Raw genomic sequence first — 25,936 nt, 5'->3', positions numbered from 1 at the left:
GCGCGCTCAGGCCAGGAAGGCGGCGGTGACCGCGCTCGCCCGGATGCCGGCGAGCTCCACCGTGCCGCCGCCCGAGAGCGTCAGCAGAGCGTTGCCGTCGGCGGCCGTGCCCACCGTGTAGGTCTGGCCCTGGAAGTCGAGGCGGTCGCCGTCGGCTTGGCTGAAGCCGAGGATCAGGTCGCGCCCCGAATCCTCGTCGAACACGTAGCGGTCCGCCCCGAGATCGCCCGAGAGCACGTCGTCGCCGAGGTCCCCCGAGAGCACGTCGTCACCCTGGCCGCCGTAGAGCGTGTCCGCGTCCTGGCCGCCGTAGAGCACGTCCGAGCCGCGGTTGCCGAACAGGAGGTCGTCGCCGACATTGCCGAAGAGGGTGTCGAAGCCGAGGTCGCCCTGCAGGTGGTCGTCGTCGTCCCCGCCGTGAAGCACGTCCGCGCCCTGGCCGCCGTAGAGCGTGTCGAACCCGAGGTCGCCGTAGAGCTGGTCGCCGTCCTGGTTGCCGAACAGGGTGTCGTCGCCCTCGCCGCCGAGGAGGGTGTCCTCGCCGGCGCCGCCGAACTCCTCGTTGTCGCCCTCGTTGCCGCTGACGACGTTGGCGCGGATGTTCCCGCGGACCTTGCTGCCGGCGGCGCCCGTCAGCACCACGTTCTCGATGTTGGAGGGCAGGTTCACCGTGCCCGCCCCGGCGAACCGCACCTGGTCGACGCCGTCCGTGCCCTGGGCGGCGGTGACCTGCGCCGCGTCGCTCGTCGTCAGCGTGCGGCCGCCGCTCGCGTCGGTCGTCACGGTGGTCTCGACCGGCGCGTCGGGCAGGAGCTGCCCGCGCGTGAAGGTGCCGTCGGCGAAGCGGAACTTCTCGATTCCGGTGTCCGTGTCGGTCCCGTCGGGGGTGCCCGCGCGGGTGTCGCGGACCTCGACGGCCCCGCTGCCGGTGAGCGTGATCGCGTAGTCGGCGCGCGCGCCCGCGTAGATGGCCGTGTCGGTGCCGGCGCCGCCCGACAGCGTGTCGTTGCCGGCGCCCCCCCGGAAGCTCTCGGCCTCCTTCGTGCCCGAGAGCCGGTCGCTGCCCGAGCCGCCCACCACGGTGTCGATGAGCGTCCCGAAGGCGATGGCGATGTTGTTGCGCAGGCCCCCGGCGCTGCTGAACGCGCCGGGGGTCAGGTCGACGGTCGCGGCGTCCGAGAAGCCGGACAGGTCGAGGGCGCTGCCCGTGGCGGCGGTGTCGTAGAGCGTCACCACGGGCTGCCGGTTGACGGCAAAGTCGAAGAACGTCCGCGTGGCGTCGGTGATGGTGGTGTTGAACCCGAAGGTCTGGGCCTGGGTCAGGGTGCCGCTCCGGGCCGCGCCGTAGATCCGCTGGATCGCCAGGATGTCGAGGATCTGGGGCGTCGCGGGCTGGTTGCGGGCGCCCTCCGGCGCGGTGCCGTAATCCGCCGTGAGCGGGTAGGCGCTGATCAGTCGGGCGTTGGCATCGCTCGGCGCCACGTAGGACATCAGCGTGTAGGGGCTCTGGTCGTAGACCGTGTACTGGCCGGCCGGCGCCCCGGCGCCGCCCGTGCCCTCGCCCTCGTTGTAGGGGCCGCCGTGGTTGAGGCCGAGCAGGTGGCCGATCTCGTGAACGGCGGTGTTGAAGGCGTTACCGCCGTCCGTGAAGTCCGCGGCCCAGTTGCCGAAGCCCTTCCCGGGCATCATGTCGACGCTGATGTAGGGACCACCCTCGCTGGTGACCTGGGTCGCCCCGACCGCCGCGCGCGCACCGTTCGCCGAGGTGTAGAAGGCCTTGCCGTCGCTGTTGCGCCGGAAGGTGAAGTCGGCCGAGGCGGCGTCGGCGGCCGCGACGAACTGGACGTCCGCCACGTTCTGCCAGGCCTGCATGGCGGCGCGGTAGGTCTGCTGCTCGGCCGCGCTGAAGGTGCCGCTGAAGGCGTAGCGCAGCACGCCGCCCGGGGTGCCGGCGGTGGGATTCGGGCCGGTCGGGTTGCCGCTCGCGTCCGCCGCGCCGCCGCCCCACTTGAACGCGCTCGAGACCGTGTCGTAGGCCCGCGTCGTCGCGTTGTAGGTCGCGCCGGTGATCGCCGCCACGGTGCCGTCGGCGTTGAAGCCGGAGATGTAGACGAGCTCCTTCAGCGCGTCGGCGTTGAGCTGCGGCAAGACCTGCGATGCCATGAACCGGCGTCCTCACGTTCCGCGCCGGCCGGCCGCCCCCTCGGGGCCGGACCGCGCGTCCCGTCTTCAGCACGCCCGCCGAGTAGGGTCCATGACATGCCGGCAACACAGTCGAACATTGTTTCCGCACGTTGCCGCCTAGACTTCGCTTCGGGCCGATGACGACGGGCAAACACAATCTTTGCTTGCAGAATTGACTGACTTCCCGACTCTGCCCTCGCACGCGTCGATCACGAAATCGTGCCCGCCGCGGCGCACGACGCTGCGGTGGGTCCGGGGGGGCCGGCGCGCCCTCCGGCTCGACCCGCAGGCCCTCCGGCTCACCGCGGGCTCGGCGAATCCCGGAGCGGATGCGCCTCGCAGTCGGCGGCGGGGACGAAGCCGGGGCCCGAACGCCGAAGCGCCGACCGGATCGCCGCGCGCGATTCCTCCGGCGCGCCGGCGGCCTCCGCGGCGAGTTCCAGCTCGACCATGATCCGGAAGAGCGTCGCCGCCTCCGGCGCACGGCAAAGCCTTCGCTCCCGCAACAGCAGCCGTTCGAGCTGAAGCAGGTACGGGCACTCGACGGCGGACCGTGGACCCATGGACGGGCTCCGGGATTCGGGTGAGCCGCCATCCTGACTACTTACGTAGCGCCGCCCAGCTCAGCCATTCGGATGAGGGCGAGGCCGGAGATCGCCGCCCGCCTTGGCCGGGGCGGCCCCCGCCTCAGGCCGCCGAGGCGGCACTCTCGATCAGGCGCAGGCTGCGGCGCAGGCTCTGCGGGGGCTGGCCGTAGACGCGCAGGAAGGCGCGCCGCATCCGGTCGCGGTCGGCGAAGCCCGTGTCGCGGGCCACGGTGTCCATCGCGTGACGTCCCTCCTCGAGCATGACCTGGGCGGCCTCCAGCCGGAGACGCTCGACCGCCTTGGCGGGCGACTGGCCGGTCTCCTCGCGGAAGATCCGGCTGAACTGCCGCGGGCTCACGCTCGCGGCCTCCGCCAGCTCCTCGACGGTCAGCGGGTTGCGCAGGTGCTCCTTGGCGTAGGCGAGGGCACGGCGGACGCGGTCGGAGCGGGGCTCCAGTTCGAGGAGCGCCGAGAACTGCGACTGGCCGCCGGGGCGGCGGTGATAGACCACGAGCTTGCGGGCGATCATCCGCGACAGGGCCGGCCCGTGGTCGTCCTCGATCAGGGCGAGCGTCAGGTCGATCGCCGCGCTCATGCCCGCCGAGGTCCAGACGTTTCCGTCCGCGACGAAGATGCGGTCGTCATCGATGCGCGCGCGGGGAAACCGGGCCTGCAGGTCCCGCGAATGGGCCCAATGCGTGGTGGCCGTCCGGCCGTCGAGCAGGCCGGCCTCCGCCAGCCCGAACGCGCCGGTGCAGAGGCCCGCCACCCGGCGCGCGCTCCGGCCGGCCTCGGCGAGGTAGGCGCGCAGGCCGGCGCTGATCGGGCGGGGCACCAGCTCCCCGACGACCATCAGCGTGTCCGGGACCTCGGTCAGCGGGACGGTCTCGATGCGCACGCCCAGCGACGAGCGGATCGTGCCCCCCCTCTCGGACATCACGGTCAGGCGGTAGGCCTCCCGGCCGAGCTCCACGTTGGCGAACTCGAAGGCGGACAGCGCCGCCAATCCCATGACCTGGAAGCCGTCCTCTAGGATGAAGCCGACCCGACGCATCGCCGCCTCCGTCCGTGTCCCGAATTGACGTTTCTACGTCATTTCGGACATGCGCGTCCAGGCCTACTCTCCTGACGCGGCCGACGACGAGGCCGCGCTTTCCCCGGAGGGACGAAGGCCATGACCACTGCACGCGGAACCGTTCTGATCACCGGGGCATCCTCGGGGATCGGCGCCGTCTACGCCGACCGCTTCGCGCGGCGAGGACACGATCTCATCCTCGTCGCGCGCAACACGCAGCGGCTCGATGCCGTCGCCGGAACCCTGGCGACGCGCTACGGGGTCGGAGTCCGCACGGTGACGGCGGACCTCGCGGACCGGGCGGGCCTCGCCGAGGTCGAGGGGCTGCTGAAGACCGATCCGGGCATCACGCACCTCGTCAACAACGCGGGCTTCGGCAGCGCCGCGCCGCTCGCGTCGTCCTCGGCCGACGACATGGAGCGGATGATCGCCGTCAACGTCACGGCGCCGATGCGCCTGACCTACGCAGCCGTGCCGGCCTTCACCGCCCGCGGCCGGGGCACGATCGTCAACATCGCCTCGATCGTCGCCATCGGCCCCGAGCTGCTCAACGGCGTCTACGGCGGCTCGAAGTCCTTCGTCCTCGCGTTCAGCCACGCCCTGCGCAAGGAGCTCGCGGGCACCGGCGTCTCGGTGCAGGTGGTGCTGCCCGGGGCCACGGGGACCGAGTTCTGGGACATCGCCGGGCTTCCGGCCAGCAACCTCCCGGACGGCTGGGTGATGTCCGCCGCCGATCTCGTGGACGCCGCGCTGGTCGGCCTCGACCGGGGCGAGTTCGTCACCGTCCCGACGCTGATGGATGCGGCCGAGTGGGACGCGTGGGAGGCGGCGCGCCAGGCCATGCTGCCGCACCTGTCGAGCGCGGTCGCGGCCGAGCGCTACCGCGTCACCGAAGCCCGATAGCTTTCGCCGTTGGCATCCCGGCCGAATGCGCTATTCAACACGGGCAGTACGGGGCTGGAGGGGGCGATGCTCACAATCGGCGTTCTGGCGATCCCCGAACTGAAGTTGATGTCGCTCTCCGCCCTGGCCGTATTCCAGGCCGCGAACAAAGTTGCGGGCGATCCTGTCTACGACGTGCGCCTGATCTCGGAGACGGGCGGCCTCGTGGCAACGAATACAGGGTTCGGCGTCATGACGGAGCCCCTCGGCGACTGCGCGTTCGACACGCTGCTCGTGGGCGCCTTCACCGGAACGCGGGCCGGCTCGCCGGCCCTCCTCGACTTCGTGCGCCGCTCCGCCGCCCAGGCGCGGCGGGTCGCCTCGTTCTGCACGGGCAGCTTCGTCCTGGCGGAGGCGGGGCTCCTGTCCGGCCGGCGCGTCACCGCCCACTGGCTCGACAGCGGGGCGCTGGCGGCCCGCTTTCCCGAGCTGCGCGTGGAGACGGACCAGCTCTTCGTCCGGGACGGGGCGTTCTGGACCTCGGCCGGGATGACGGCGTCGATCGACATGGCCCTGGCCCTCGTCGAGGACGATCTCGGCCCGGCGACCGCCCGCGACGTCGCCCGCCGCCTGCTGCTGGAGCGGCGACGCTTCGGCGGGCAGCCGCAGGCGTCGAACCTCCTCGACCTCGCGCCCAGATCCGACCGGATCCAGCGCGTGTTCGACTTCGTCCGCGGCCATCTGCGCGAGAGCCTGAGCGTCGCCCGCCTCGCCGAGGTCGCGCGCCTGTCGCCCCGGCAGTTCAGCCGCGCCGTGCAGGCCGAGTGCGGGCTGCCGCCCGCCAAGATGATCGAACGCCTGCGGGCCGACGCGGCCCGCGTGCTGCTGCTGCGAAGCCGGCACTCCCTCGACGTCGTCGCCGGGGAGACCGGCTTCACGGACCGGGAGCGGATGCGCCGCGCCTTCCTGCGGATCTACGGCCGCTCGCCGCAGGAGATCCGCCAGGGCCAGCTCCGGGACGCGCGGGCGGCCTGACCGGCCGCGCGTCCGGCGTCGCATGTCCGACGTCGCATGTCTTAAAACGCTGCGTTTATGACATTTGCGGCGTGGCAGACCTTCCCTAAGCAGGAAACCGTGCATTGCACCTGTGCGGAGGGACACGACGATGGTGGAACTCACGATCAACGGCCGCCGATACAGTGCCGATGCCGAGCCCGACACGCCGCTGCTGTTCGTTCTGCGCGACACGCTCGGCCTGCACGGCACCAAATACGGCTGCGGCATCGGGCAGTGCGGCGCCTGCACGGTGCTTCTCGACGGCGCGGCCACCCGGTCCTGCCAGGTCCCGCTGGAGAGCGTCGGGGCGCAGGCCGTCACGACGATCGAGGCGATCGAACAGGATCCGGTCGGCGCGCGGGTCGTCGCGGCCTGGATCGGCATCGAGGTCCCGCAATGCGGCTACTGCCAGTCGGGCCAGGTCATGGCCGCGACCGGCCTCCTCAAGGAGACGCCGAAGCCGAGCGACGACGAGATCGCGTCGGCGATGACCAACCTCTGCCGCTGCGGCACCTACAACGCCATCGCCGCCGCCGTGCGGCAGGCCGCGGCCTGACGGGAGCGGCGCGATGAACGATCTCACCCCTCCGCTGCCGACCGGTCCGCGCGGGGCGCGGGGCGCGCCCGTCCGCAACCTCTCGCGCCGGGGCTTCCTCGGCGCCGCCGCCGGCGCGCTGGTGCTCGGCGTCAACCTGCCCGTCGGGTCCGCCCTCGCCGAGGAGCGGGCCGAGGGCGCGGCCGCCATCGCGCCGAAGCCCGGCACGCGGGTCGCGGCCTTACTGGAGATGCGGCCGGACGGCACGGTGCGGCTCCTGAGCCCCTTCGTGGAGGGCGGGCAGGGGATCAACACGGGCCTCGCGCAGACCATCGGCGAGGAGTTCGACCTCGACCCTGCGCGCTTCGCCGTGGAATGCGCGCCGCCCGGCCCGGACTACGCGGTGGTGAACGGCCTGCGCATGACGGGCGGCAGCTTCTCGACCCGCTCCAGCTACGCCGCCATGCGGCGGCTCGGCGCGACGGCGCGCGAGATGATGCTGCGGGCCGCCGCCGCGCGGCTCGGCGTCCGCCAGGACAGCCTGACGACCGACGACGGCCGGGTGATCCACGCCGCCTCCGGGCGCACGCTCGGCTACGGCGAGCTCGCGGGCGCGGCCCTCGCGCTCCAGCCGCGGGACGACGTGCCCCTGAAGGATCCCGGCCGATTCCGCTGGATCGGCCAACCCGTCGCGCGCCTCGACATGCGCGACAAGTCGACCGGCCGTGCGACCTACGCGATCGACTTGGCGGTGGAGGGGATGCTGCACGCGGCCGTCCAGCACGCGCCGCACCTCGGCACCGAGCCCCAGGCGCTCGAGAACGAGGCCGACATCCGCGCCATGCCGGGCGTCCATTCGGTGCATCGCCTGCCGGGCGCCGTCGCGGTCGTCGCCGATTCCTGGTGGCGGGCCCGCAAGGGCGCCGAGGCCCTTCGGGTGACGTGGACGAGCCCGGCCGCGGACGGGATCGGCACGGTCTCGCGGGGGTTCTCGTCGGCCGCGATGCTCTCCGCCCTGAAGTCCACGGCGGAGCCGGGCCTCCCGGCCGAGCAGGAGGGCGACGTGGCCGGCGCCTTCGCGGGCGCGGCCAGGGTCGTCGAAGCGGAGTACGACGCCCCCTACCTCGCCCATGCCCAGCTCGAACCGCCCTCGGCGATCGCCCGGTTCGCGGCCGACGGCACCCTCGACCTCTGGCTGCCGAACCAGATGCCGGAGCTGTTCCAGCAGGTGGCGGCGGCGACGGCCGGGCTCCAGCCCGCGCAGGTGCGCGTCCACTCGCCGATGCTCGGCGGCTTCTTCGGGCGCCACTTCTACTACGGTCCGGCCAACCCGTTCCCGCAGGCGATCCTGCTCGCCCGGGCGACCGGCCGGCCCGTGCGCGTGCTGTGGTCGCGCGAGGAGGAGTTCGGGATGGACGCGGTGCGCCCCTTGAGCTTCGCCCGGTTCAGCGCGGCGCTCGGGCGCGACGGGATGCCCGTGGCGATCCGGACGACGGCGGTGGGCGAGGGCCCGATCGGCCGCTGGTTCGGCGCGCTGTTCAAGTCGCCCATCGATTCCTCCGTCGTCGAGGGCCTCGACAAGAAGCCCTACGCGATCCCGAACCGGCGCCTCGACTACGTGAAGGTGCCCCATCCGGTCACGATCGCCTTCTGGCGCTCGGTCGGCCACTCGATGAACGACTACTTCTACGAGAGCTTCCTCGACGAGATCGCCGCGGCGGGCGGCTGGGACCCCTTCGCCCTGCGCATGGCGCTCCTCAAGGACAGCCCGCGCCACCGGACGTTGCTCCAGGCGGTCGCCGACCTCGCCGGCGGCTGGAAGGCGGGACCGTTCGGGGCGGAGGACGGCACGCGCCGGGCCCGCGGCGTCTCGATGGCCTCCCCCTTCGGCTCGGAGACCGCCACCATCGCCGAGGTCTCGCTGAGGGACGGGGAGGCGCGGGTGCACGATCTCTGGATCGCGATTGACCCGGGCAGCGTGGTCAACCCGGCCATCGTCAAGCGCCAGGTCGAGAGCGCGGCGGCCCTCGGCCTCTCCGCGACGCTCCTGGAGCAGGTGGTCTACGAGGGCGGGCAGCGCCAGGCGCGCAACTTCGACGCCTACCCGATCCTCGACCGCGAGCGGATGCCGCGGGTCCACGTGACCATCGTGGAGAGCGGCGCGCCGATGGGCGGCATCGGCGAGCCGGGCCTGCCCGGCGTGCCGCCCGCCGTCGTCAACGCGGTCGCGGTGCTGACCGGGCGGCGGGTGCGCAGCCTGCCCCTGTCGAAGGCGCAGCTGTCGGGCGCCTGAGCGCGGCCGCGGCGCGCGGCGGGCAAGGGGGTGGAAGGAAGTGGGGCGGCGAAGCCTCGCCAAACGTCCGATTCGCGCTCAGGATGGGGTCCTCGACGCGCTCCCACGGAGAAACACCTGGCGATGACGACGAGCGTTGTCGGCGACGACCTGCGGCCCGCCTCCACGGCGCGCAAGCCGCTCTTCGACTACCTGCCGGTGAGCCTGTTCGGCTCCGTGATGGGCCTGACGGGGCTCGGCGTCGGCTGGCGGCTCGCCAGCGCGCGCTACGGCGTTCCCGCGCTCGTCGGAGAGGCGATCGGCTGGTGCGCGCTCGTCGCCTTCGTCGTGCTGGCGCTCGCCTACGCCGCCAAGGCGATCACCGCGTGGCAGACGGTGCTGGGCGAGTTCCGCCACCCGATCGCCGGCAACCTGTTCGGGACGATCCTGATCAGCCTGCTGCTGCTGCCCTTCGTGCTCCAGCCCCTCAGCCCGTCGCTGGCGGCGGCCCTCTGGATCCTCGGCGCGGGCGGGATGGTGGTGTTCGCCTTCCTCATCGTCAGCCGCTGGATGGGCAGCCGGCACCAGCTCGCCCACGCGACGCCGGCCTGGATCGTGCCGGTCGTCGGCCTCCTGGACGTCCCCCTGGCCGCGCCCCTGCTGGGCCTGCCCCACACGCAGACCCTGTCGCTGTTCTCCTTGAGCGTCGGGCTGTTCTTCGCCGTCCCGCTCTTCACCCTGGTCTTCACCCGGCTCGTCTTCGAGGAGCCCCTGGCCCCGGCGCAGCGGCCCACGCTGATGATCCTCGTCGCGCCGTTCGCCGTCGGCTTCTCGAGCTACGTCGCGACCTTCGGCCGGATCGACGCCTTCGCGGAGGCCCTGTTCCTCATCGCGCTCTTCGTCTTCGCCGTGCTCGCCGGCCGCCTGCGCGACCTGCCGCTCTGCTGCCCGTTCCGGGTCTCCTGGTGGGCCGTGAGCTTCCCGGTCGCGGCCATGGCGGTCGCGGCCCTGCGCTATGCAGGACACGCCGAGGCGCTCGCGGCGGACGCGCTGGCACTGCTGTTGCTGGGGCTGGCCACGCTGGTCATCGCCGGCCTCGCGGGCCGCACGCTCGTGGGTCTCGCCCGGGGCGAGCTCCGCCAGCTCGCAGGCTGAACCCCATGAGCCGAGGAGACGACCCGTGAGCTTTGCGACCACCACCGACGGCGCCCAGATCTTCTACAAGGACTGGGGCCCCAGGACCGCGCGGCCCATCGTGTTCAGCCATGGCTGGCCGCTCTCCTCGGACGCGTTCGAGGACCAGATGATGTTCCTCGCGGAGAAGGGCTTCCGCTGCATCGCGCATGATCGCCGCGGGCACGGGCGGTCGAGCCAGACCTGGTCCGGCAACGACATGGACACCTACGCGGCCGACCTCGCCTCCGTCGTGGCGTCGTTGGGCCTGCGGGACGCCGTGCATGTCGGCCACTCCACGGGCGGCGGAGAGGCGCTGCGCTACGTCGCCCGCCACGCGCACGGACGGGCGGCCAAGCTCGTGCTGATCAGCGCGGTGCCGCCGATCCTGCTGCAATCGCCGGCCAATCCGGGCGGCCTGCCCATGAAGGTCTTCGACGACATCCGGGCGGGGGTCGCCGCGGACCGCTCGCAGTTCTTCCGGGACCTGTCCGGCCCCTTCTACGGCGCGAACCGCGAGGGCTCGCAGGTGAGCCAGGGCCTGCGGGACGCGTTCTGGCTGCAGGGCATGATGGGCGGCCTCAAGGGCGAGTACGACTGCATCAAGGCCTTCTCGGAGACCGACCAGACCGACGACCTCCGGGCGATCACGGTCCCGACCCTCATCCTCCACGGGGACGACGACCAGATCGTGCCGATCGGCGCCGCCGGGGCGCTGCAGGCGGAGCTCGTGAAGGGCAGCACGTTCAAGACCTACCCCGGCGCGCCCCACGGCCTGTGCTCGACCCACAAGGATCAGGTCAACGCCGACCTTCTGGCCTTCCTGTCCGCATAGGAACCCGCCGCCGCGCCGGCCCGACGACGAGGGAGGGGAGCCATGGAAACGATCGGCCGCGACCTTCGCGAGATGCAGCGCGTGCCTCTCGCCCCGTCGCACGTCGCGGCGATCCGAGCGGCGGGGGCCGAGCGGACCTATCCGGCCGGGGCGTTCCTGGCGCGCGCCGGCGCGCCGGCCGACCGCTTCGTCTACGTCGAGGCGGGCGAGATCGAGGTCGTGAACCCGTTCACGGACGAGCGCCACCTGCCGGCCACGCTCGGGCCGACGCAGTTCATGGGGGAGATCGCGTTCCTGAACGGCGGCAACTGGTCGATGCCCATGCGGGCGGTCACGGAGACGCGCGTGATCGAGGTGCCGCGGGTGGCGATGCTGCGGCTGATGTCCGAGATCCCGGAGATGTCCGACATCGTCATCACCGTCCTGGCCGCGCGGCGGCGGCGGCAGCTCGACTCGCGCGACGGCACGCTGGTGCTCATCGGCGAGGACGACGACCGGGGCGTCCGGCGGATCGCGGAGTTCGCGAGCCGCAACCGCCTTCCCTACCGGTCGTATCCGCTGGGCAGCGCCGAGGCCGGGACCGTCGCGCAAAGCTGCGCGATCCCGGCCGACCGGCCGGCCGTGATCTTCGGCCGGGACGTCGTCGTGACGGACCCGACCCCCGACAAGGTGGCGCAGCTCCTCGGCCTGAACTACCGGCTCGTCGACGACGAGGCCTTCGACGTGCTCATCGTGGGCGGCGGTCCGGCCGGCGTGGCGGCCGGCGTCTACGCGGGCGCGGAGGGGCTGCGGGCGCTGGTGGTCGAGGACGTCGCGATCGGCGGGCAGGCGGGCACGTCGAGCCGGATCGAGAACTACATGGGATTTCCGACGGGCATCTCCGGCGCCGACCTCGTCTGGCGCGGCGAGGTCCAGGCGATGAAGTTCGGCACGCGCTTCGCGATGCCGCGGCGGGTCGTCAAGCTGGAGCGGCTCGACGACGGCGGCTTCTGCGCGACCTTCGACAACGAGCGGCGCGTGCGCGGGCGCGCCGTCGTGGTCGCGACCGGCGTCCAGTACCGGCGCCTGCCGATCGACCGGCTCGAAGCCTTCGAGGGCGCGGGCGTCTACTACGCGGCGACCGAGAACGAGGCCCGCTACTGCCGGGATGCCGAGACGATCGTCATCGGCGGCGGCAACTCGGCCGGGCAGGCGGCGATGTTCCTCAGCCGCTCGGCGAGCCACGTGCGCCTCCTGGTGCGCGGGCCCTCGCTCGCATCCTCGATGTCGAGCTACCTCTCCAGCCGCCTCGAAGCGGACCCGGCGATCACCATCGAGTACGGCGCCGAGGTCGGCGCCCTCCACGGCGAGGAGCACCTCGATGCGGTGACGATCCGCGACGTCGCGGACGGCACGGAGCGCCGCGTGTGCGCCTGCGCCGTGTTCGTCATGGTGGGCGCCGCGCCCAACACGGCCTGGCTCTCCGGCCTCGTGGAGCTCGATCGCCACGGCTTCGTCCTGACCGGCGACCCGGTCGGCGCGGGCTCGCCCTACGCCACGTCCCAACCTGGCATCTTCGCGGTCGGCGACGTGCGCGCCGGCTCCGTCAAGCGCGTCGCCTCCTCGGTGGGGGAGGGGTCGGTCGTCATCTCCCGGGTGTGGGAGCACGTCCGGCCCTGACGGGCACCGGTCGCCCGCGCGCGGCCGTCGAAGGGGGTTCCAGCTCCCGCGCGATCCCTGGAGGGCTCCTTCGAGGCCCCCTGCGGGGGCACCTCAGGATGAGGCATGGGGGTGGGAGACACCGGCTGGCTCCCCCAACCCGCGCCCTCATCCTGAGGTGCGCAGCGAAGCGGAGCCTCGAAGGAGGCCTCCAGGGATCGCGCGAGCGCCGGGCGCCCCCGCTCCGGCTCACCGGCGCGCGGGCTCGGCGGCGCCGGGCGGCGGGGGAGGGGCCGACAGGTTCCGGAGGACGACGGCGCCGGTTCGCCCCACGTGATCGCTCAGCAGGGCGCCGGCGCGCGCCGCGTCCCGCGCCGCCAGGGCCTCGAAGATCGCGCGATGCTCCGCGACGGACTCGTCCCAGCGCTCGGGCGTCCGCAGGGCGCGGCGACGCACGAGCTCGGCCCGCCCGTAGAGGCTCTCGTGGGCGTCCTGCAGCGGCGCGTTGCGGCTGGCGGCGACGATCATCCGGTGGATCTGCTGGTTGATCGCGAAGTACGGCGCCAGGTCCGTCGCGCGGTGATAGCCCTCCATCTCGATCTGCAGGGCCTGCAGGCGAGCGAGCTCCGCCTCCGTGATCCGGGCCGCCGCCAGCTCGGCCGCGATCCGCTCCAGACCGGCCATCGCCTCGAAGAGCTGCGCGATCCCCTCGGCCCGAAGGTCCGGCACGCGGGCCGAGCGATTGGGACGGAGCTCGACCAGGCCCTCCACCGCCAGGAGCTTGAGGGCCTCCCGCACCGGCGTGCGCGAGATGCCGAGCGCCGCCGAGAGGTCGGCCTCCACGAGGTCCTGCCCGGGGGGGAGGGCGCCCGTCAGGATGAGCTCGCGCAGGTGCCGGGTCGCCTTCTCGTGGAGCCCGACATTCGCGAGCCGGGGCTGCACGTCGAGCGGGGGCGATTTGCGCGGGCGGCCGCGGGGCCGGCGGGGCTCGCTCATCGGCGCGAACCGGGCCCGACACGGCCATGGCGGCCGGCGACGACCGGGCCCCGGAATGACGCGCTCATGGGCAGGCCCGCCCCGTCGTTCGCCGCTTCTCGCGCCATTTTTCACAAATTGCATGCAGCACGCAAAAAATCCCTTGCCAACGCGATCACGCGGGATAACCTGATGTCATCACGGCGAAAACAGCAAGCGCGCCGGTGCGGTCCGCCGGCGCGCGAACCGAACTCAGATCTCGCCGGCTCGCATCGTCGGCCGAGCCACGCGGCCCCGCGCCCGACGGGACGCCCCCCTTTGTGGAGGATGAGCAGATGAGCACAGCCGCCATCGCGACCGCCGGCCCCGCGCGCTCCAACGTCCGCTGGAAGCTGTTCCTGCTGATGCTGGCGCTCATCTCGATCAACTACATCGATCGCGCGTCCCTCTCCGTCGCGATGCCGCTGATCGCCCGGGAGTTCAACCTCGATCCCGCCCTGCAGGGGCTGCTGCTCAGCTCCTTCTTCTGGACCTACGCCTTCATGCAGGTCCCCGGCGGGCTCCTCGCCGACCGGTTCAAGCCGCGGCTGGTGATCGGGCTGGCGACGATCGGCTGGGGCTTCTTCCAGGGCATCGCCGCCCTCTCCACGAGCTGGTTCGGGCTGCTCCTGACCCGCCTGGGGCTCGGCGCCGCCGAGGCGCCGATCTACCCGGCGGGCGGCAAGCTCAACGCCATCTGGATGACCCGCCACGAGCGCGCCCGCGGCGCGGCCCTCCTCGACGGCGGCGCGCCCCTCGGGGCCGCGCTCGGCTCCATCGTCATCGCGTGGCTGATCGGCGCCTTCGATTCCTGGCGCATGGCCTTCGCGGCGGCCGGCATCGGCACCGTCCTGTGCGGCATCGCCGCCTGGTGGTACATCCGCAACACGCCCCGGGAGCATCCCGGCGTCAACGAGGCGGAGGCGCGCTTCATCGAGGAGGCGCAGGCGCTGGAGGACGCGGACGGCGCCGGCTCCGCCGACGCGCCCTGGCACGCCTACTTCCGGTTCCGCTCCGCCTGGTGCATGTGCCTCGGCTGGATGTTCTTCAACGCCGTCTTCTACGGCCTGCTGACCTGGATGCCGACCTACCTGTTCCGGGTCCACGGCTTCGACATCAAGGCCCTCGGCGGCGCCTCGTTCGTGATCTTCTTCAGCGGCTTCGTCGGCGAGATCATCGGGGGCTTCATCTGCGACGCCTGGCTCGCCCGCGGCGGCCGGCCGAACCTCGTCTTCCGGACCCTGTTCGCCATCGCGGCGATCTTCGCCACGGTCTCGATCTTCTCCGTCGCCTACGTCACCGACCCGGTGGCGGTGGTGGTCCTGCTCTCGGTGACGCTGTTCTTCCTGCGCTGGTGCGGGATGTACTGGGCGATCCCCTCGATCCTCGGGGGCCGCCAGCGGGCGGGCCTGCTCGGCGGCTGCATGAACCTCGGCGGCAACATCGCCGGCATCAGCGTGCCCCTCATCGTCGGCCTCATCGTCCAGGCGACCGGCTCCTACTTCCTGGCCCTGATGTTCTTCGCCGGGGCCGGCGTCGCGCTCCTCCTCTGCTCGACGCTCATCGACTACCGCGCCAAGCTCCCGGTCTGACCGCGATGGACACCCCCCGGACACCCACCCCGGACAGCGCCGGACACCGTGCGCCGCGCGCGGTGCGGATCGGCATGCTGACCCCCTCCTCCAACACCGTCCTGGAGCCGGTCACGGCCGCGCTCCTGGCCGGCGCCCCCGGCGGGGCCGGCGACGTCTCGGTGCACGTCTCGCGCTTCCGCGTCACCGAGATCGCCCTGTCCGAGGCCGCGCTCGGGCAGTTCGACCCCGGCGGCATGATCGCCGCCGCCGAGCTCCTCGCCGACGCGCGGGTCGACGTGATCGCCTGGAACGGCACGTCCGCGGGCTGGCTCGGCTTCGAGCGCGACGAGCGCCTGTGTGCGCGCATCACCGAAGCGACCGGCATCCCGGCCTGCACGACGGTGCTGGCCTACCGGGAGATCTTCCGGCGCACGGGCGCCGCCCGCATCGGCCTCGTCACGCCCTACCTGCCCGAGGTGCAGGCGCGCATCCGGGCGAACTGGGCCGAGGCCGGCTTCCCCTGCACGGCCGAGCGCCACCTGAGCCGGCGCGACAACTTCTCCTTCGCCGAGGTTCCGGGGGAGACCGTGGCGGGCCTCGTCCGGGAGGTCGCCGCCGAGGGGTGCGATGCGGTGGCGATCCTCTGCACGAACATGCGCGGCGCGCTCGCCGCGGCGGCCCTCGAGGCGGAGCTCGGCCTGCCCGTCTACGATTCCGTGGCGGTCACCCTCTGGGCGTGCCTGGCGGCGACCGGCCTCGATCCGGCCCGCTGGCGCGACCTCGGCCGCGTCTTCGCCCTGCCGGCGGAACCCGCCGCCCCGTCCCCCGTGCGCTGACAACGGATCGAGACCCGGATGAACATCCTCGTCCTCAACCCCAACACCAGCGCGGACGTCACCGACCTCCTGCTCGCCGCCGGCACCCAGGTCGCGGCTCCCGGCACGAGCCTGGTGCCGGCCACCGCGCCCTACGGGGTGCCCTACATCGCCACCCGCGCCGAGGCGCAGATCGGCGGGGCCATCGCCCTCGAGATGCTGGCGGAGGCGCATGCGGGCGTCGATGCGGCGATCGTCGCGGCCTTCGGCGACCCCGGCCTGCAGGGCGCGCGGGAACTCTTCGACATCCCGGTCGTCGGCCTCGCGGAGGCGGCCATGCTCACCGCCTGCATGCTCGGCCGGCGCTTCGCGATCGTCACTTTCGCCGAAGCCCTCGGGCCCTGGTACGAGGACTGCGTGGCGCTCAACGGGCTCGCCGGGCGCTGCGCGGGGGTGCGGACCCTCGGCGGGCCGTTCCGGCACCTGGCGACGGTGCAGGGCGAGAAGGAGGACCTCCTGGTCGATCTGGCCCTGCGCACCGTCGCGCAGGACGAGGCGGACGTGATCATCCTGGGCGGCGCGCCACTCGCAGGCCTCGCGGGCCGCGTCGCCGACCGGGTGCCGGTTCCGCTGGTGGACCCGATCGGCGCGGCGGTGAAGCAGGCCGAGGCGCTCGTCGCCCTGGCGCCCAGGAAAGCCAGCGCGGGCACCTTCCGGCGCCCCGCGGCCAAGCCCACGCGCGGGCTGCCCGGCGCCCTGGCGCGGCGGATCGAGCACCGGGATTGAGCGGCCGGACAGGAGGTTCGAGATGGCGAAGTTCGACCTGATCATCCGCGGCGGCCGCGTCGCGACGGCGGCCGACACCTTCCACTGCGACGTGGCGATCCGCGACGGGCGCATCGCCGCCCTCGGCGACGACCTGGGCCAGGCGGAGGAGATCGTCGATGCGCGGGGCCACCTCGTCCTGCCCGCGGGCATCGACAGCCACGTCCACCTCGCCCAGCCCGGCGCCCCGGGCCAGGTCATGGCCGACGACTTCGAGAGCGGCACGCGCTCCGCGGCCTTCGGCGGCAACGGCACGGTGCTGCCCTTCTGCCTGCAGGCGCGGGGCCAGAGCCTGCGCGCGGCCCTCACGGAGTATCACGCCAAGGCGGCCGGGCAGTGCTACGTCGACACCGCCTTCCACCTCATCGTCACCGACCCGACCGAGGCGGTCCTCGGCCAGGAGCTCCCGGCCCTGGTGGCCGACGGCTACACCTCGTTCAAGGTGTTCATGACCTACGAGGGCCTCGCGCTGAGCGACCGCCAGATGCTGGAGGTGATGCAGGTCGGCCGTGAGACCGGCGCGCTCGTGATGGTGCACGCGGAGAACGACGACGCCATCCGCTTCCTGACCGACCGGCTGGAGCGCCTCGGGCAGACGGCGCCGCGCTTCCACGCCACGTCGCGGCCGATCCCTGTGGAGCGCGAGGCGACCCACCGCGCCATCGCGCTCTCCGAGATCGTCGACGTCCGGATCATGATCGTCCACGTCTCGAACCGGGGGGCGATGGAGGAGATCCGGCGCGCGCAGAACCGCGGCCTGCCGGTCCACGGCGAGACCTGCCCCCAATACCTCGTCCTCACCGAAGCGGACCTCAACGGAATCGGCATGGAGGGCGCCAAGGCCGTCTGCTCGCCCCCGCCCCGGGACCGGGCGAGCCAGGAGGCCTGTTGGGAGGGCCTGCGGACCGGCGTGTTCGCGGTGTTCTCGTCCGACCACTGCCCGTTCCGCTACGACGATCCCGCCGGCAAGCTCGCGCCCCGCGGACGGTCGAGCTTCCGCTGGGTCCCGAACGGCATCCCGGGCGTCGCCACGCGCCTGCCGATCCTGTTCTCGGAGGGCGTCGCGAAGGGCCGGATCGACCTGAACCGGTTCGTTGCGCTCACGGCGACGAACCACGCGAAGCTCTACGGCCTGTACCCGCGCAAGGGCACGATCGCGGTGGGGTGCGACGCCGACATCGCGATCTGGAACCCCGACCTGCCGACGACGATCACCCACGACCGCCTGCACGACGCCTGCGACTACACCCCCTACGAGGGCCTCGAAGTCTCGGCCTGGCCGGTCTCGACCCTCGTGCGCGGGCAGTTCGTGGTGCGCGACGGGCAGCTCACCGGGCGCAAGGGCCACGGCACGCACCTCGCGCGGTCGGTGGCGCAGGCCTGAGCGCCCCGCGCGGGGAACGCGACACGACACCTCGGACCCAGGGAGACCAGCCATGCCCACCGCCACCAGCCAGGACGGGGTCCGCCTCCACTACGAGGAGACCGGATCGGGCACGCCGCTGATCTTCGTGCACGAGTTCGCGGGCGACCATCGCAGCTGGGAGGCGCAGCTGCGCCACTTCGGCAAGCGCTACCGGGCCGTCGCCTTCAACGCCCGGGGCTACCCGCCCTCCGACGTCCCGGAGGCGGTCGGAGCCTACTCGCAGGCCCAGGCGGCCGACGACATCCTCGCCGTCCTCGACGCCCTCGGCGAGCCCCGGGCCCACGTCGTCGGCCTCTCGATGGGCGGCTTCGCCACGCTGCATTTCGGCCTGCGCCACCCGGGCCGTACACTGTCCCTGTGCATCTGCGGCTGCGGCTACGGCGCGGAGCCCGCGCAGCGCGAGACCTTCCGGGCGGAAGCCGACGTCACCGCGGGTGTCCTGCTGCGCGACGGCATGGCGGCGTTCACGGAGCGCTACGCTCAGGGCCCGAGCCGCGTGCAGTTCGAGAACAAGGATCCCCGCGGGCACGCCGAGTTCAAGCGCATGCTCGCGGAGCATTCGGCCCTCGGCTCGGCCAACACGCAGCAGGGCGTGCAGAAGGAGCGCCCCTCGCTCTACGACCTGACCGGGGCCATGGCGGGCATCACGGCACCGACCCTGATCGTGACGGGCGACGAGGACTGGCCGTGCCTGCTGCCCGGGATCCTGATGAAGCGGACGATTCCCTCCGCGGCCCTCGCCGTCCTCCCGAACACCGGCCACGCGCTCAACACCGAGGAGCCGGAGGCCTTCGGCCGCCTCGTCGGGGACTTCCTCGCCCAGGTCGAGACCGGCCGCTGGCCGACCCGCGACCCGCGCGCCATGGCGGCCTCCATCACGGGGATGAAGGACTGACGCGCCGCGGGCAGGCCGGCGAGCTAGCCTGCGTCGATGCCGAGCGGGTATGATCGGCTCCGATCCGCGATCAGGATGTGGGAGCCAGCGATGAGCGCCATCACGCGACGTCGGTTCACGGCCTACGGCGCGGGGGCGGCCGCGGCCCTCTCGCTGCCGCGCCAGGCTGCAGCGGCGGCGCCGCGCAGCGTCAGCCTCCGCGACGGCACCGCCGTGACCGCGCTCGGCCAGGGATCGGCCCGCGTCGGCCAGGGCAAGCGGGCCGCGGACGAGGAGGCGGAAGCGCTGAGGGTCGGCCTCTCCCTCGGGCTGACCCTCGTCGACACGGCCGAGATCTACGGGGGCGGCAAGGCCGAGGAGCTGATCGGGCGCGCCATCGCAGGGCGTCGCAACGACGTGTTCCTCGTCTCGAAGGTGTGGCCCTCGCACGCGACGCCGGCCGGCATCCGGGATGCCTGCACGGCGAGCCTCGCGCGCCTGGGCACCGACCACCTCGACCTCTACCTGCTCCACTGGCGCCGCGAGGTGAAGGACCTGAGACCCGTCGTCGAGACGTTCGAGCAGCTGCGCGCGGAGGGGCTGATCCGCCGCTGGGGCGTGTCGAACTTCGGCGTCGCCGACATGGACGAGCTGCTGGCCATCCCCGCGGGCGAGCGCTGCGCCGTCAACCAGGTCCCCTACAGCCTGGCGAACCGGGCGATCGAGCGGGACCTGCTGCCGTGGTGCGCGCAGCACCGCGTGCCGATCATGGCCTATTCGCCGCTCGGCGGCCACGGCTCGAGCATCCTGAAGGACCCGGCGCTGGCGCGGATCGGCTCGGCCTACGGCCAGAGCGCGGCGGTCGTCGCGCTGGCCTGGGCGATCCGGTCAGGGAACGCCATCGCGATCCCGGAATCGGGGTCGATCGCCCACGTCCGGGAGAACGCGGCGGCGCTCACCCTGACGTTGTCGGAGAGCGACCTGCGGGCCCTGGACGCGGCGTTCCCGCCGTAGGGCCGGCGCAGGCCGCCCTCACGGATAGCGGACGGGCGGTGGGTCCTCGGGCAGGGGGATGAACTCGGCGTCGTTCGGCACGGTGTCGAACCGGCCCTGGCGCCAGTCTTCCTTCGCCTGCGCGATCCGCTCGGGCCGCGAGGAGACGAAGTTCCACCAGAGATGGCGCGGGCCGTCCATCGGCTCGCCGCCCAGGACCATGAAGCGGGCGGCCTGGGTCGCGCGCACGCTGATCCGGTCCCCGGGACGGAACACCAGGAGCTGTCCGGGTCCGAAGCCGTCGCCGGCGATGTCGATCGCGCCCGCCACCGTGTAGATCGCCCGCTCGTCGTAGGTCGGGTCGAGGGGCAGGACGGCGCCCGCCTCCAGGGCCACGTCGGCGTAGACCATGGGGCTCGACGTGCGCACGGGCGAGCGCGCCCCGAAGGCCTCGCCCGCGATCAGCCGCACGGTCTTGCCCTCGCCCGTCAGGACCGGCAGCGCCGCGGCGTCGTAGTGCTCGAAGCCGGGGGCGCTCTCCTCGTCCCGGGCGCTCAGGGCGACCCAGCTCTGGATGCCGAACAGCTTGGAGCCGGTTTGGCGAAGGCCTGCGGCGGTGCGCTCCGAGTGGGTGATGCCCCGGCCCGCGGTCATCCAGTTCAGCTCGCCCGGCCGGATCGGCAGCTCCGTGCCGAGGCTGTCGCGGTGCATGATCTCGCCGTCGAACAGGTAGGTGACCGTCGAGAGGCCGATATGGGGATGGGGACGCACGTCCATGCCCTGCCCGAGCAGGAACTCGGACGGCCCCATCTGGTCGAAGAAGATGAAGGGCCCGACCATCCGGCACACGGTCGAGGGCAGCGCCCGTCGCACGGCGAACGAGCCGAGATCGCGCGAGCGCGGCACGATCAGGCTCTGGATCGCATCGCAGCTGAAATGATCGCCCGGGGTCGGATCGTCCGCGCCGTGCCAGCTCATGATCCTCGCTCCCATTCTCCAGGACGTGTTCCAGGACTTGCGGGCGCCGCCGCGCGATCGTGGGAACGCCCTCGGGTCGTGGGTTCGAGGCGTTTCCGGGACCGCTGCGCCGGCGAGAGGCATCCTGCGGCAGGCGCGTCCGGCTGGAAATCGAAACGATCGAAACACATCGTTTCGATTTCCGAGGCTACGGGGGCGGCCTCAGGTTGCCTGGAGCGCTGCCTTCACCTTGGCGGGCGTGAACGGCACCGACCTGAGACGGGCGCCCGTCGCGTCGAAGATGGCGTTCGAGATCGCCGCCGGCACGATGGCCGCGGACGGCTCGCCGGCGCCCCACGGCTTCTCGGTCGGCCGGTCGATCAGGTCCGTGATCACCTCGGGCACGTCCGGGAAGGTGAGGATCGGGTAGCTCGCCCAGTCGAGGCTCGTCACGGCGCCCCGGTCGAACGTGACCTCCTCCATCAGCACCCGGCTCACGGTCTGGATGACGTTGCCGTCGAGCTGGTTGCGGACGCCGTCCGGGTTGATGATCTGCCCGCAATCCTGGACCACGAAGAAGCGCGGCACCCGGACCTGCCCCGTGCTGCGGTCGACCTCGACCTCCGCCACGCCCGCCACGTAGGTGCGGTTCAGCTCGTACTTCACGTAGGAGAGGCCCCGCCCGCGCAGCACGTCGCCCGCCTCCGCCTTCACCGGCGAGGCGCGGGCCTGCCACTTGGCGATCTCGGCGACCCGCCGCAGCACCTCGATGCCCCGCGGGTCCTTCAGCATCCGCAGGCGGTACGCGAGCGGGTCGGCCCCTGCCGCCGCCGCGCATTCGTCGAGGAAGGCCTCGTTCGCGTAGGTGTTCTGCATCCGCCCGGGCGTGCGGATCCAGGAGGGCCGGAACGGCGTCGAGGCCAGGCGGTGGCAGACCGTGCGCACGTTCGGGACGGCGTAGGGCAGGGCGGAGTTCTGGATGACGTTGCCGGGCGCCATCACGGTCTCGTGGGGCAGCCCGGCGAGGTCGGCGGCCACCAGCGGCACGTTGCCGGCCGCCCCCTCCGGCACGTGGAACTGCGAGGACCAGGCGGTGACGTTGCCGTCCGGATCCAGGCCGGCCCGCAGGTCGATCAGCGTCGGCGGCCCCTTCGGATCCCAGCCGTGCTCGTCCGCGCGGGACCATTGCACCCGCACGGGGCGGCCGACCGCGCGGGCGAGGAGCGCCGCGTCCCCCGCCGCGTCCTCGTGGCCGTTGCGGCCGTAGCAGCCGGACCCTTCGACGTAGATGCAGCGCACCGCCTCCGGCGAGAGGCCGGTCATCGCCGCGAGCTGCTTGCGCAGGGCGTGCGTCATCTGCGAGGCCGTCCAGCAGGTGAGCAGGCCGTCCTTGAGCTCCGCGATCGCGCAGGAGGGCCCGATCGAGCCGTGGGTGTGAATGGCGAAGTCGTAGCTCGCCGCGAGCGTCCGCGCGGCCTGGCCGAGCGCCGCCTCGGCATCGCCCGTGCTGCTCGTGACGTCGTCCTTCGTGACCTTCGTGGACCGCACGTGCTGCCAGAGCTTGTCCTGCTCCGGCAGGCCCTCCCAGGTCGACCACGTCGCCCTGATGCGCGCCGCGGCCTTCACGGCCGCCCACTCCTTCTCGGCGACGACGGCCAGGAAGTTGCCCTGGCGCACGACCCGGATCAGCCCCGGAACGTCCGCGACCGAGGCCTCGTCCACGCTCTCCAGGTTCGCGCCGATGGCCGGCGGCCGGACGACGCGGGCGTGCACCATGCCCGGCACGCGGTAATCCTGCATGTAGGTGAAGCGGCCGGTCATCTTGTCGGGGATGTCGATCCGGGCCACCGACCTGCCGACGAGGGCGAAGGTCGCCGGGTCCTTGGTCGTGGCGGCCGGATCGACCTTCAGGTCGAGGCGGCCGTCCTTCACGAGCTCGGCGTAGGTGATGCCGCGACCGCCGCCCTTCGGCTGCACGGTGCCGTCCCGGCTCACCAGCCCGTCGGCCGGCACGCCGAGCCGCTCGCTGGCGAGCGCCACGAGGCGGGCGCGGGCGGTCGCTGCCGCCTGCCGGATCTCGACGCCGCCCTTCTGGATCGAGAGGCTGCCGTAGGTCGGGCCCTGATCGGGGGTCAGCGCGGTGTCGCCCTGCACGACCGTGACGCGGTCGAGGGGCAGGTCGAGCTCCTCGGCGGCGATCTGCGCCATCGCGGTCTCGATGCCGGTGCCGAGATCGACCTTGCCCGAGAAGATCGTGGCGCGACCGTCCGCGCCGAGCGCCAGGAAGCTGTCGACCTGATCGGGCGCGACGGGCTTCGCGAAGCCGTTGGTGGGAACCGGCGCGAGGGTCTGCGCGCGGGCGCCGCGGCCGGCGAGGGAGAAGCCGACGACGAGGGCACCCCCCTGCAGGAGCAGGCTGCGGCGCGAGGGATGGAGCGCGTTCATGGGTGATCTCCCTCAGAGCGTGCCGGCGGCGCGCTGGACGGCGCGCACGATCCGCAGGTGGGTGCCGCAGCGGCAGAGGTTCTGCGCCAGCGCCTGCCGGATCGCGGCCTCGTCGGGCTTTGGGGTCTCGTTCAGGAGGGCGGCGGACTGCATGATCATGCCGTTGATGCAGTAGCCGCACTGCGCGGCCTGCTCCGCGATGAAGGCCGCCTGCACCGGGTGCGGCGCGTCCGGGCTGCCGAGACCCTCGAGGGTGACGATCCGGGCTCCCGCCTTCAGGCCAGAGACCGGCGTGATGCAGGAGCGCACCGCCTGCCCGTCGACGTGCACCGTGCAGGAGCCGCACTGGCCGAGGCCGCAGCCGAAGCGCGGGCCGTGCAGGCCGAGGTCGTCGCGCAGCACGTAGAGGAGAGGGGTCTCGGGATCCTCGACGGCGACGCGTTCCGCGCGACCGTTCACGTTCAGCGACACGTGCTGCGCCATCGGGCATCTCCCTGGAACCATTCTTGTGTACCCGGCCTATACCCGGCGCAGCGTCGGGGCAACGCGACGGCGTGACGGCGGCTCCCCGTTCGTCGCCCCCGACCGCGTTCCGCGCCCGCCACCGACTGGGAGGCCACATGCCCGCGCCAAGCCCTGCGCCAAGTCCTGCGCCAAGTCTCGCGCCAAGTCCTGCGCCAAGCCGCACCGTCCTCGCCCTCGCGTTCGTGCTGGTCGCCGCCCAGGCCGCCGCCGCCGAACCCGGCATCGAGGACTGGCCCGAGGCGGCCCGCAAGGCCGCGACGGCGATCACCGGGACCTATGGACCGCCGCAGGAGCGGACGGCGACCCTGCTGATCTGGCACCGCAACGGGCCGTGGATCCGGACCGTGGTGCACAAGGTCGGCGCCGAGCACGATTTCCCGGCCAAGCACAGCGACGTGCTGGAGCAGAGCCTGCCCTACAAGGTGCCCCTCAACTTCTACAGCGCCGTCGCGACCTTCAACGGCAGCGTGATCCCGGACCGGACGCGGGGCACGCTTACCGCCTACGGCGCCAGCGAGGCCGAGAACGTCCTGAGCCTGAATCTCGCCCGCGCGGTGGTGCGGGGCGAGATGAGCCCGGAGCAGGCGCGCGAGCAGGCGGTCGCGGCCGCGAAGGCCCTGCGAGAGGGGCGGACGCCGGATCTGGCCGCCAAGCTGACCCTCGACCAGCAGCAGGAGGGCGATGTCTCCGACCCGGACACGGCGATGATCCTGCCGCCGAGCCGCGCGCCGTAGGCGCGGCGCGCTAGGCCCCCGGGGTCAGATCTGGATGAGGCGGATGTTGTTGGTGTTGCCGGTGGTGTGGAACGGGATGCCGGCGGCCGTCACGATGAGGTCGTTCGGCTTGGCGAAGCCCTCCTCCTGCGCGTGCCGGCAGGCCTTGGCCGTCATCTCCTCGTAGGAATCGACGTCGTCCGTCCGGACGCTGTGGGCGCCCCAGAGCAGGCTGAGCCGGCGCGAGGTGCCGAGGTCGGGCGTCAGCGCCAGGATCGGCACCGCCGGGCGCTTGCGGGCGACGCGGGCCGCGGTGGTGCCGCTCGCCGTGTAGGTGACGATCGCCGTCGCACGGACGGCCTCGGCCAGCGTCGCGGTCGCGGTGGCGACGGCGTGGGGCGGGGTCTCCTCCTCGCCGGGCTCCAGGGCCGCGATGATCGAGTGGTAGAGCTTGTGCCCCTCGACGCTCCGGATGATGCGATCCATCATCGCCACCGCCTCGACCGGGTAGCGGCCCGTGGCCGACTCGGCCGAGAGCATCACGGCGTCCGCCCCGTCGTAGATCGCGGTCGCGACGTCCGAGGCCTCCGCCCGCGTGGGAGCCGGGGCCGAGACCATCGAGTCGAGCATCTGGGTCGCCACCACCACCGGCTTCACGGCGAGGCGGCAGGCGCGGATCAGCTCCTTCTGACGGCCGGGCACGTCCTCGTGCGGGATCTCGACGCCGAGGTCGCCGCGGGCCACCATCACGGCGTCCGAGAGCTGGATGATGTCCGCGATCCGCTCCAGCGCCTGCGGCTTCTCGACCTTGGTCATGATGCCGGCCCGGTCGCCGATCAAGCCGCGGGCCTCGATTACGTCGGAGGGCTTCTGCACGAAGGAGAGCGCCACCCAGTCGACGCCGAGTTCGAGGCCGAAGGCGAGGTCGGCGCGGTCCTTCTCGGTGAGCGGCGACAGGTCGAGGAGCGTGCCCGGCAGGTTCACGCCCTTGCGGTTCGAGATCACGCCTGCGGTGATCACCTCGGCCTCGATCGCCGCGGCCTCGAGGCCGACGACCCGAACCCGCACGCGGCCGTCGTCGATCAGCAGGTCCTGGCCGGGCACCACGGCCGCGAAGATCTCGGGGTGGTGCAGGGGGATCGCATCCTTCCCGCCCTCCGAGCCGTCCAGCACGAAGCGCACGCGCTCGCCGGCCGCGAGGTCGAGCCGCCCGCCCTGCACGGTCCCGACGCGGATCTTCGGCCCCTGCAGGTCCTGCAGGATGCCGATCGGCCGGCCGACCTCCCGTTCGAGGGCGCGGATGGCGGCGTGGACCCGGGCGTGGTCGGCCTGCACGCCGTGGCTGAAGTTGAGCCGGAATGTGTCGACGCCGGCGAGGAACAGGGCCCGCAGCATCTCGGGCGTGTTGGTCGCGGGCCCGACGGTGGCGACGATCTTGGCGTAGCGGTGACGGCGCATGATTCGCTCGGCCGCATCGGGCCGCCTTCTGCTGCTATCGATCCCACGATCGGGGCCGCCGGGCAATCGCTCCGGCCGGC

General features: G+C 72.7%; 22 protein-coding genes. 14 read left to right on the top strand and 8 right to left on the bottom strand.

Annotated features, from left to right (window positions below; genetic code table 11):
• Positions 1-6: 6 nt before the first annotated feature.
• The 3 genes from ACLBXP_RS16980 to ACLBXP_RS16970 all read right to left on the bottom strand — a co-directional run bounded on the left by ACLBXP_RS16980 (position 7) and on the right by ACLBXP_RS16970 (position 3,825).
• On the bottom strand, positions 7-2,163 hold the full coding sequence (locus tag ACLBXP_RS16980) for a M10 family metallopeptidase C-terminal domain-containing protein (RefSeq protein ID WP_447668931.1): 2,157 nt from the start codon (positions 2,161-2,163) through the stop codon (positions 7-9).
• 320 nt (positions 2,164-2,483) lie between these two features.
• Entirely contained in the window at positions 2,484-2,747 is a 264-nt protein-coding gene (locus tag ACLBXP_RS16975; RefSeq protein ID WP_447668930.1) for a hypothetical protein, read from the bottom strand.
• Positions 2,748-2,871: 124 nt separating this feature from the next.
• Positions 2,872-3,825 carry a GlxA family transcriptional regulator gene (locus ACLBXP_RS16970; protein ID WP_447668929.1) on the bottom strand — a complete coding sequence of 318 codons (954 nt, stop codon included), beginning with the start codon at positions 3,823-3,825 and terminating at the stop codon, positions 2,872-2,874.
• A gap of 120 nt (positions 3,826-3,945) precedes the next feature.
• On the opposite strand from ACLBXP_RS16970, the gene ACLBXP_RS16965 reads away from it, so the two are divergent.
• The 7 genes from ACLBXP_RS16965 to ACLBXP_RS16935 all read left to right on the top strand — a co-directional run bounded on the left by ACLBXP_RS16965 (position 3,946) and on the right by ACLBXP_RS16935 (position 12,258).
• A complete protein-coding gene (locus ACLBXP_RS16965) occupies positions 3,946-4,749 on the top strand; it encodes an SDR family NAD(P)-dependent oxidoreductase (protein WP_447668928.1) in 804 nt (267 codons plus the stop codon).
• A gap of 66 nt (positions 4,750-4,815) precedes the next feature.
• Positions 4,816-5,763, top strand: a complete 948-nt coding sequence (locus tag ACLBXP_RS16960; protein WP_447668927.1) for a GlxA family transcriptional regulator — start codon at positions 4,816-4,818, stop codon at positions 5,761-5,763.
• Between the two features lie 130 nt (positions 5,764-5,893).
• Positions 5,894-6,340: a (2Fe-2S)-binding protein gene (locus ACLBXP_RS16955; RefSeq protein WP_447668926.1), complete on the top strand. Its 447-nt coding sequence runs from the start codon at positions 5,894-5,896 to the stop codon at positions 6,338-6,340.
• A 13-nt stretch (positions 6,341-6,353) separates the two neighbouring features.
• Positions 6,354-8,612, top strand: coding sequence for a molybdopterin cofactor-binding domain-containing protein (locus ACLBXP_RS16950; RefSeq protein ID WP_447668925.1), 2,259 nt, complete (start codon positions 6,354-6,356; stop codon positions 8,610-8,612).
• A 123-nt stretch (positions 8,613-8,735) separates the two neighbouring features.
• Entirely contained in the window at positions 8,736-9,746 is a 1,011-nt protein-coding gene (locus tag ACLBXP_RS16945) for an SLAC1 anion channel family protein (RefSeq protein WP_447668924.1), read from the top strand.
• Between the two features lie 25 nt (positions 9,747-9,771).
• A complete protein-coding gene (locus tag ACLBXP_RS16940) occupies positions 9,772-10,599 on the top strand; it encodes an alpha/beta fold hydrolase (RefSeq protein WP_447668923.1) in 828 nt (275 codons plus the stop codon).
• A 42-nt stretch (positions 10,600-10,641) separates the two neighbouring features.
• A complete protein-coding gene (locus tag ACLBXP_RS16935) occupies positions 10,642-12,258 on the top strand; it encodes an FAD-dependent oxidoreductase (protein WP_447668922.1) in 1,617 nt (538 codons plus the stop codon).
• A 228-nt stretch (positions 12,259-12,486) separates the two neighbouring features.
• Here ACLBXP_RS16935 and ACLBXP_RS16930 read toward each other — a convergent pair whose 3' ends face one another.
• The gene (locus ACLBXP_RS16930; RefSeq protein ID WP_447668921.1) at positions 12,487-13,233 is read right to left on the bottom strand and encodes a GntR family transcriptional regulator; all 747 of its coding nucleotides are present in this window, start codon (positions 13,231-13,233) and stop codon (positions 12,487-12,489) included.
• Between the two features lie 314 nt (positions 13,234-13,547).
• Between ACLBXP_RS16930 and ACLBXP_RS16925 the strand changes: the two genes are divergently transcribed.
• The 6 genes from ACLBXP_RS16925 to ACLBXP_RS16900 all read left to right on the top strand — a co-directional run bounded on the left by ACLBXP_RS16925 (position 13,548) and on the right by ACLBXP_RS16900 (position 19,779).
• Positions 13,548-14,843 carry an MFS transporter gene (locus tag ACLBXP_RS16925; RefSeq protein ID WP_447668920.1) on the top strand — a complete coding sequence of 432 codons (1,296 nt, stop codon included), beginning with the start codon at positions 13,548-13,550 and terminating at the stop codon, positions 14,841-14,843.
• A gap of 74 nt (positions 14,844-14,917) precedes the next feature.
• Positions 14,918-15,661, top strand: a complete 744-nt coding sequence (locus tag ACLBXP_RS16920; RefSeq protein ID WP_447668919.1) for a maleate cis-trans isomerase family protein — start codon at positions 14,918-14,920, stop codon at positions 15,659-15,661.
• Between the two features lie 18 nt (positions 15,662-15,679).
• Positions 15,680-16,426, top strand: a complete 747-nt coding sequence (locus ACLBXP_RS16915) for an aspartate/glutamate racemase family protein (protein ID WP_447668918.1) — start codon at positions 15,680-15,682, stop codon at positions 16,424-16,426.
• A gap of 22 nt (positions 16,427-16,448) precedes the next feature.
• Positions 16,449-17,849 carry a dihydropyrimidinase gene (gene hydA, locus ACLBXP_RS16910; protein WP_447668917.1) on the top strand — a complete coding sequence of 467 codons (1,401 nt, stop codon included), beginning with the start codon at positions 16,449-16,451 and terminating at the stop codon, positions 17,847-17,849.
• Between the two features lie 52 nt (positions 17,850-17,901).
• On the top strand, positions 17,902-18,786 hold the full coding sequence (locus tag ACLBXP_RS16905) for an alpha/beta fold hydrolase (protein WP_447668916.1): 885 nt from the start codon (positions 17,902-17,904) through the stop codon (positions 18,784-18,786).
• A 90-nt stretch (positions 18,787-18,876) separates the two neighbouring features.
• Positions 18,877-19,779, top strand: a complete 903-nt coding sequence (locus ACLBXP_RS16900; RefSeq protein ID WP_447668915.1) for an aldo/keto reductase — start codon at positions 18,877-18,879, stop codon at positions 19,777-19,779.
• Between the two features lie 18 nt (positions 19,780-19,797).
• Here ACLBXP_RS16900 and ACLBXP_RS16895 read toward each other — a convergent pair whose 3' ends face one another.
• The 3 genes from ACLBXP_RS16895 to ACLBXP_RS16885 form a co-directional block, all read right to left on the bottom strand.
• The gene (locus ACLBXP_RS16895; protein ID WP_447668914.1) at positions 19,798-20,736 is read right to left on the bottom strand and encodes a pirin family protein; all 939 of its coding nucleotides are present in this window, start codon (positions 20,734-20,736) and stop codon (positions 19,798-19,800) included.
• A gap of 201 nt (positions 20,737-20,937) precedes the next feature.
• Complete coding sequence (locus tag ACLBXP_RS16890; RefSeq protein WP_447668913.1) at positions 20,938-23,160, bottom strand: molybdopterin cofactor-binding domain-containing protein; 2,223 nt, start codon at positions 23,158-23,160, stop codon at positions 20,938-20,940.
• A 12-nt stretch (positions 23,161-23,172) separates the two neighbouring features.
• The gene (locus ACLBXP_RS16885) at positions 23,173-23,643 is read right to left on the bottom strand and encodes a (2Fe-2S)-binding protein (RefSeq protein ID WP_447668912.1); all 471 of its coding nucleotides are present in this window, start codon (positions 23,641-23,643) and stop codon (positions 23,173-23,175) included.
• Positions 23,644-23,780: 137 nt separating this feature from the next.
• On the opposite strand from ACLBXP_RS16885, the gene ACLBXP_RS16880 reads away from it, so the two are divergent.
• Positions 23,781-24,419 (top strand): hypothetical protein, encoded by a 639-nt coding sequence (locus ACLBXP_RS16880; RefSeq protein ID WP_447668911.1) that lies wholly within the window; start codon positions 23,781-23,783, stop codon positions 24,417-24,419.
• A gap of 24 nt (positions 24,420-24,443) precedes the next feature.
• Here ACLBXP_RS16880 and pyk read toward each other — a convergent pair whose 3' ends face one another.
• On the bottom strand, positions 24,444-25,856 hold the full coding sequence (gene pyk, locus ACLBXP_RS16875; RefSeq protein WP_447668910.1) for a pyruvate kinase: 1,413 nt from the start codon (positions 25,854-25,856) through the stop codon (positions 24,444-24,446).
• Between the last annotated feature and the right edge of the window lie 80 nt (positions 25,857-25,936).

Source organism: Methylobacterium sp. A54F, from assembly GCF_053346035.1.
Note: the sequence above shows the minus strand (reverse complement) of the source record. Positions and strands in the feature narration are given on the sequence as shown.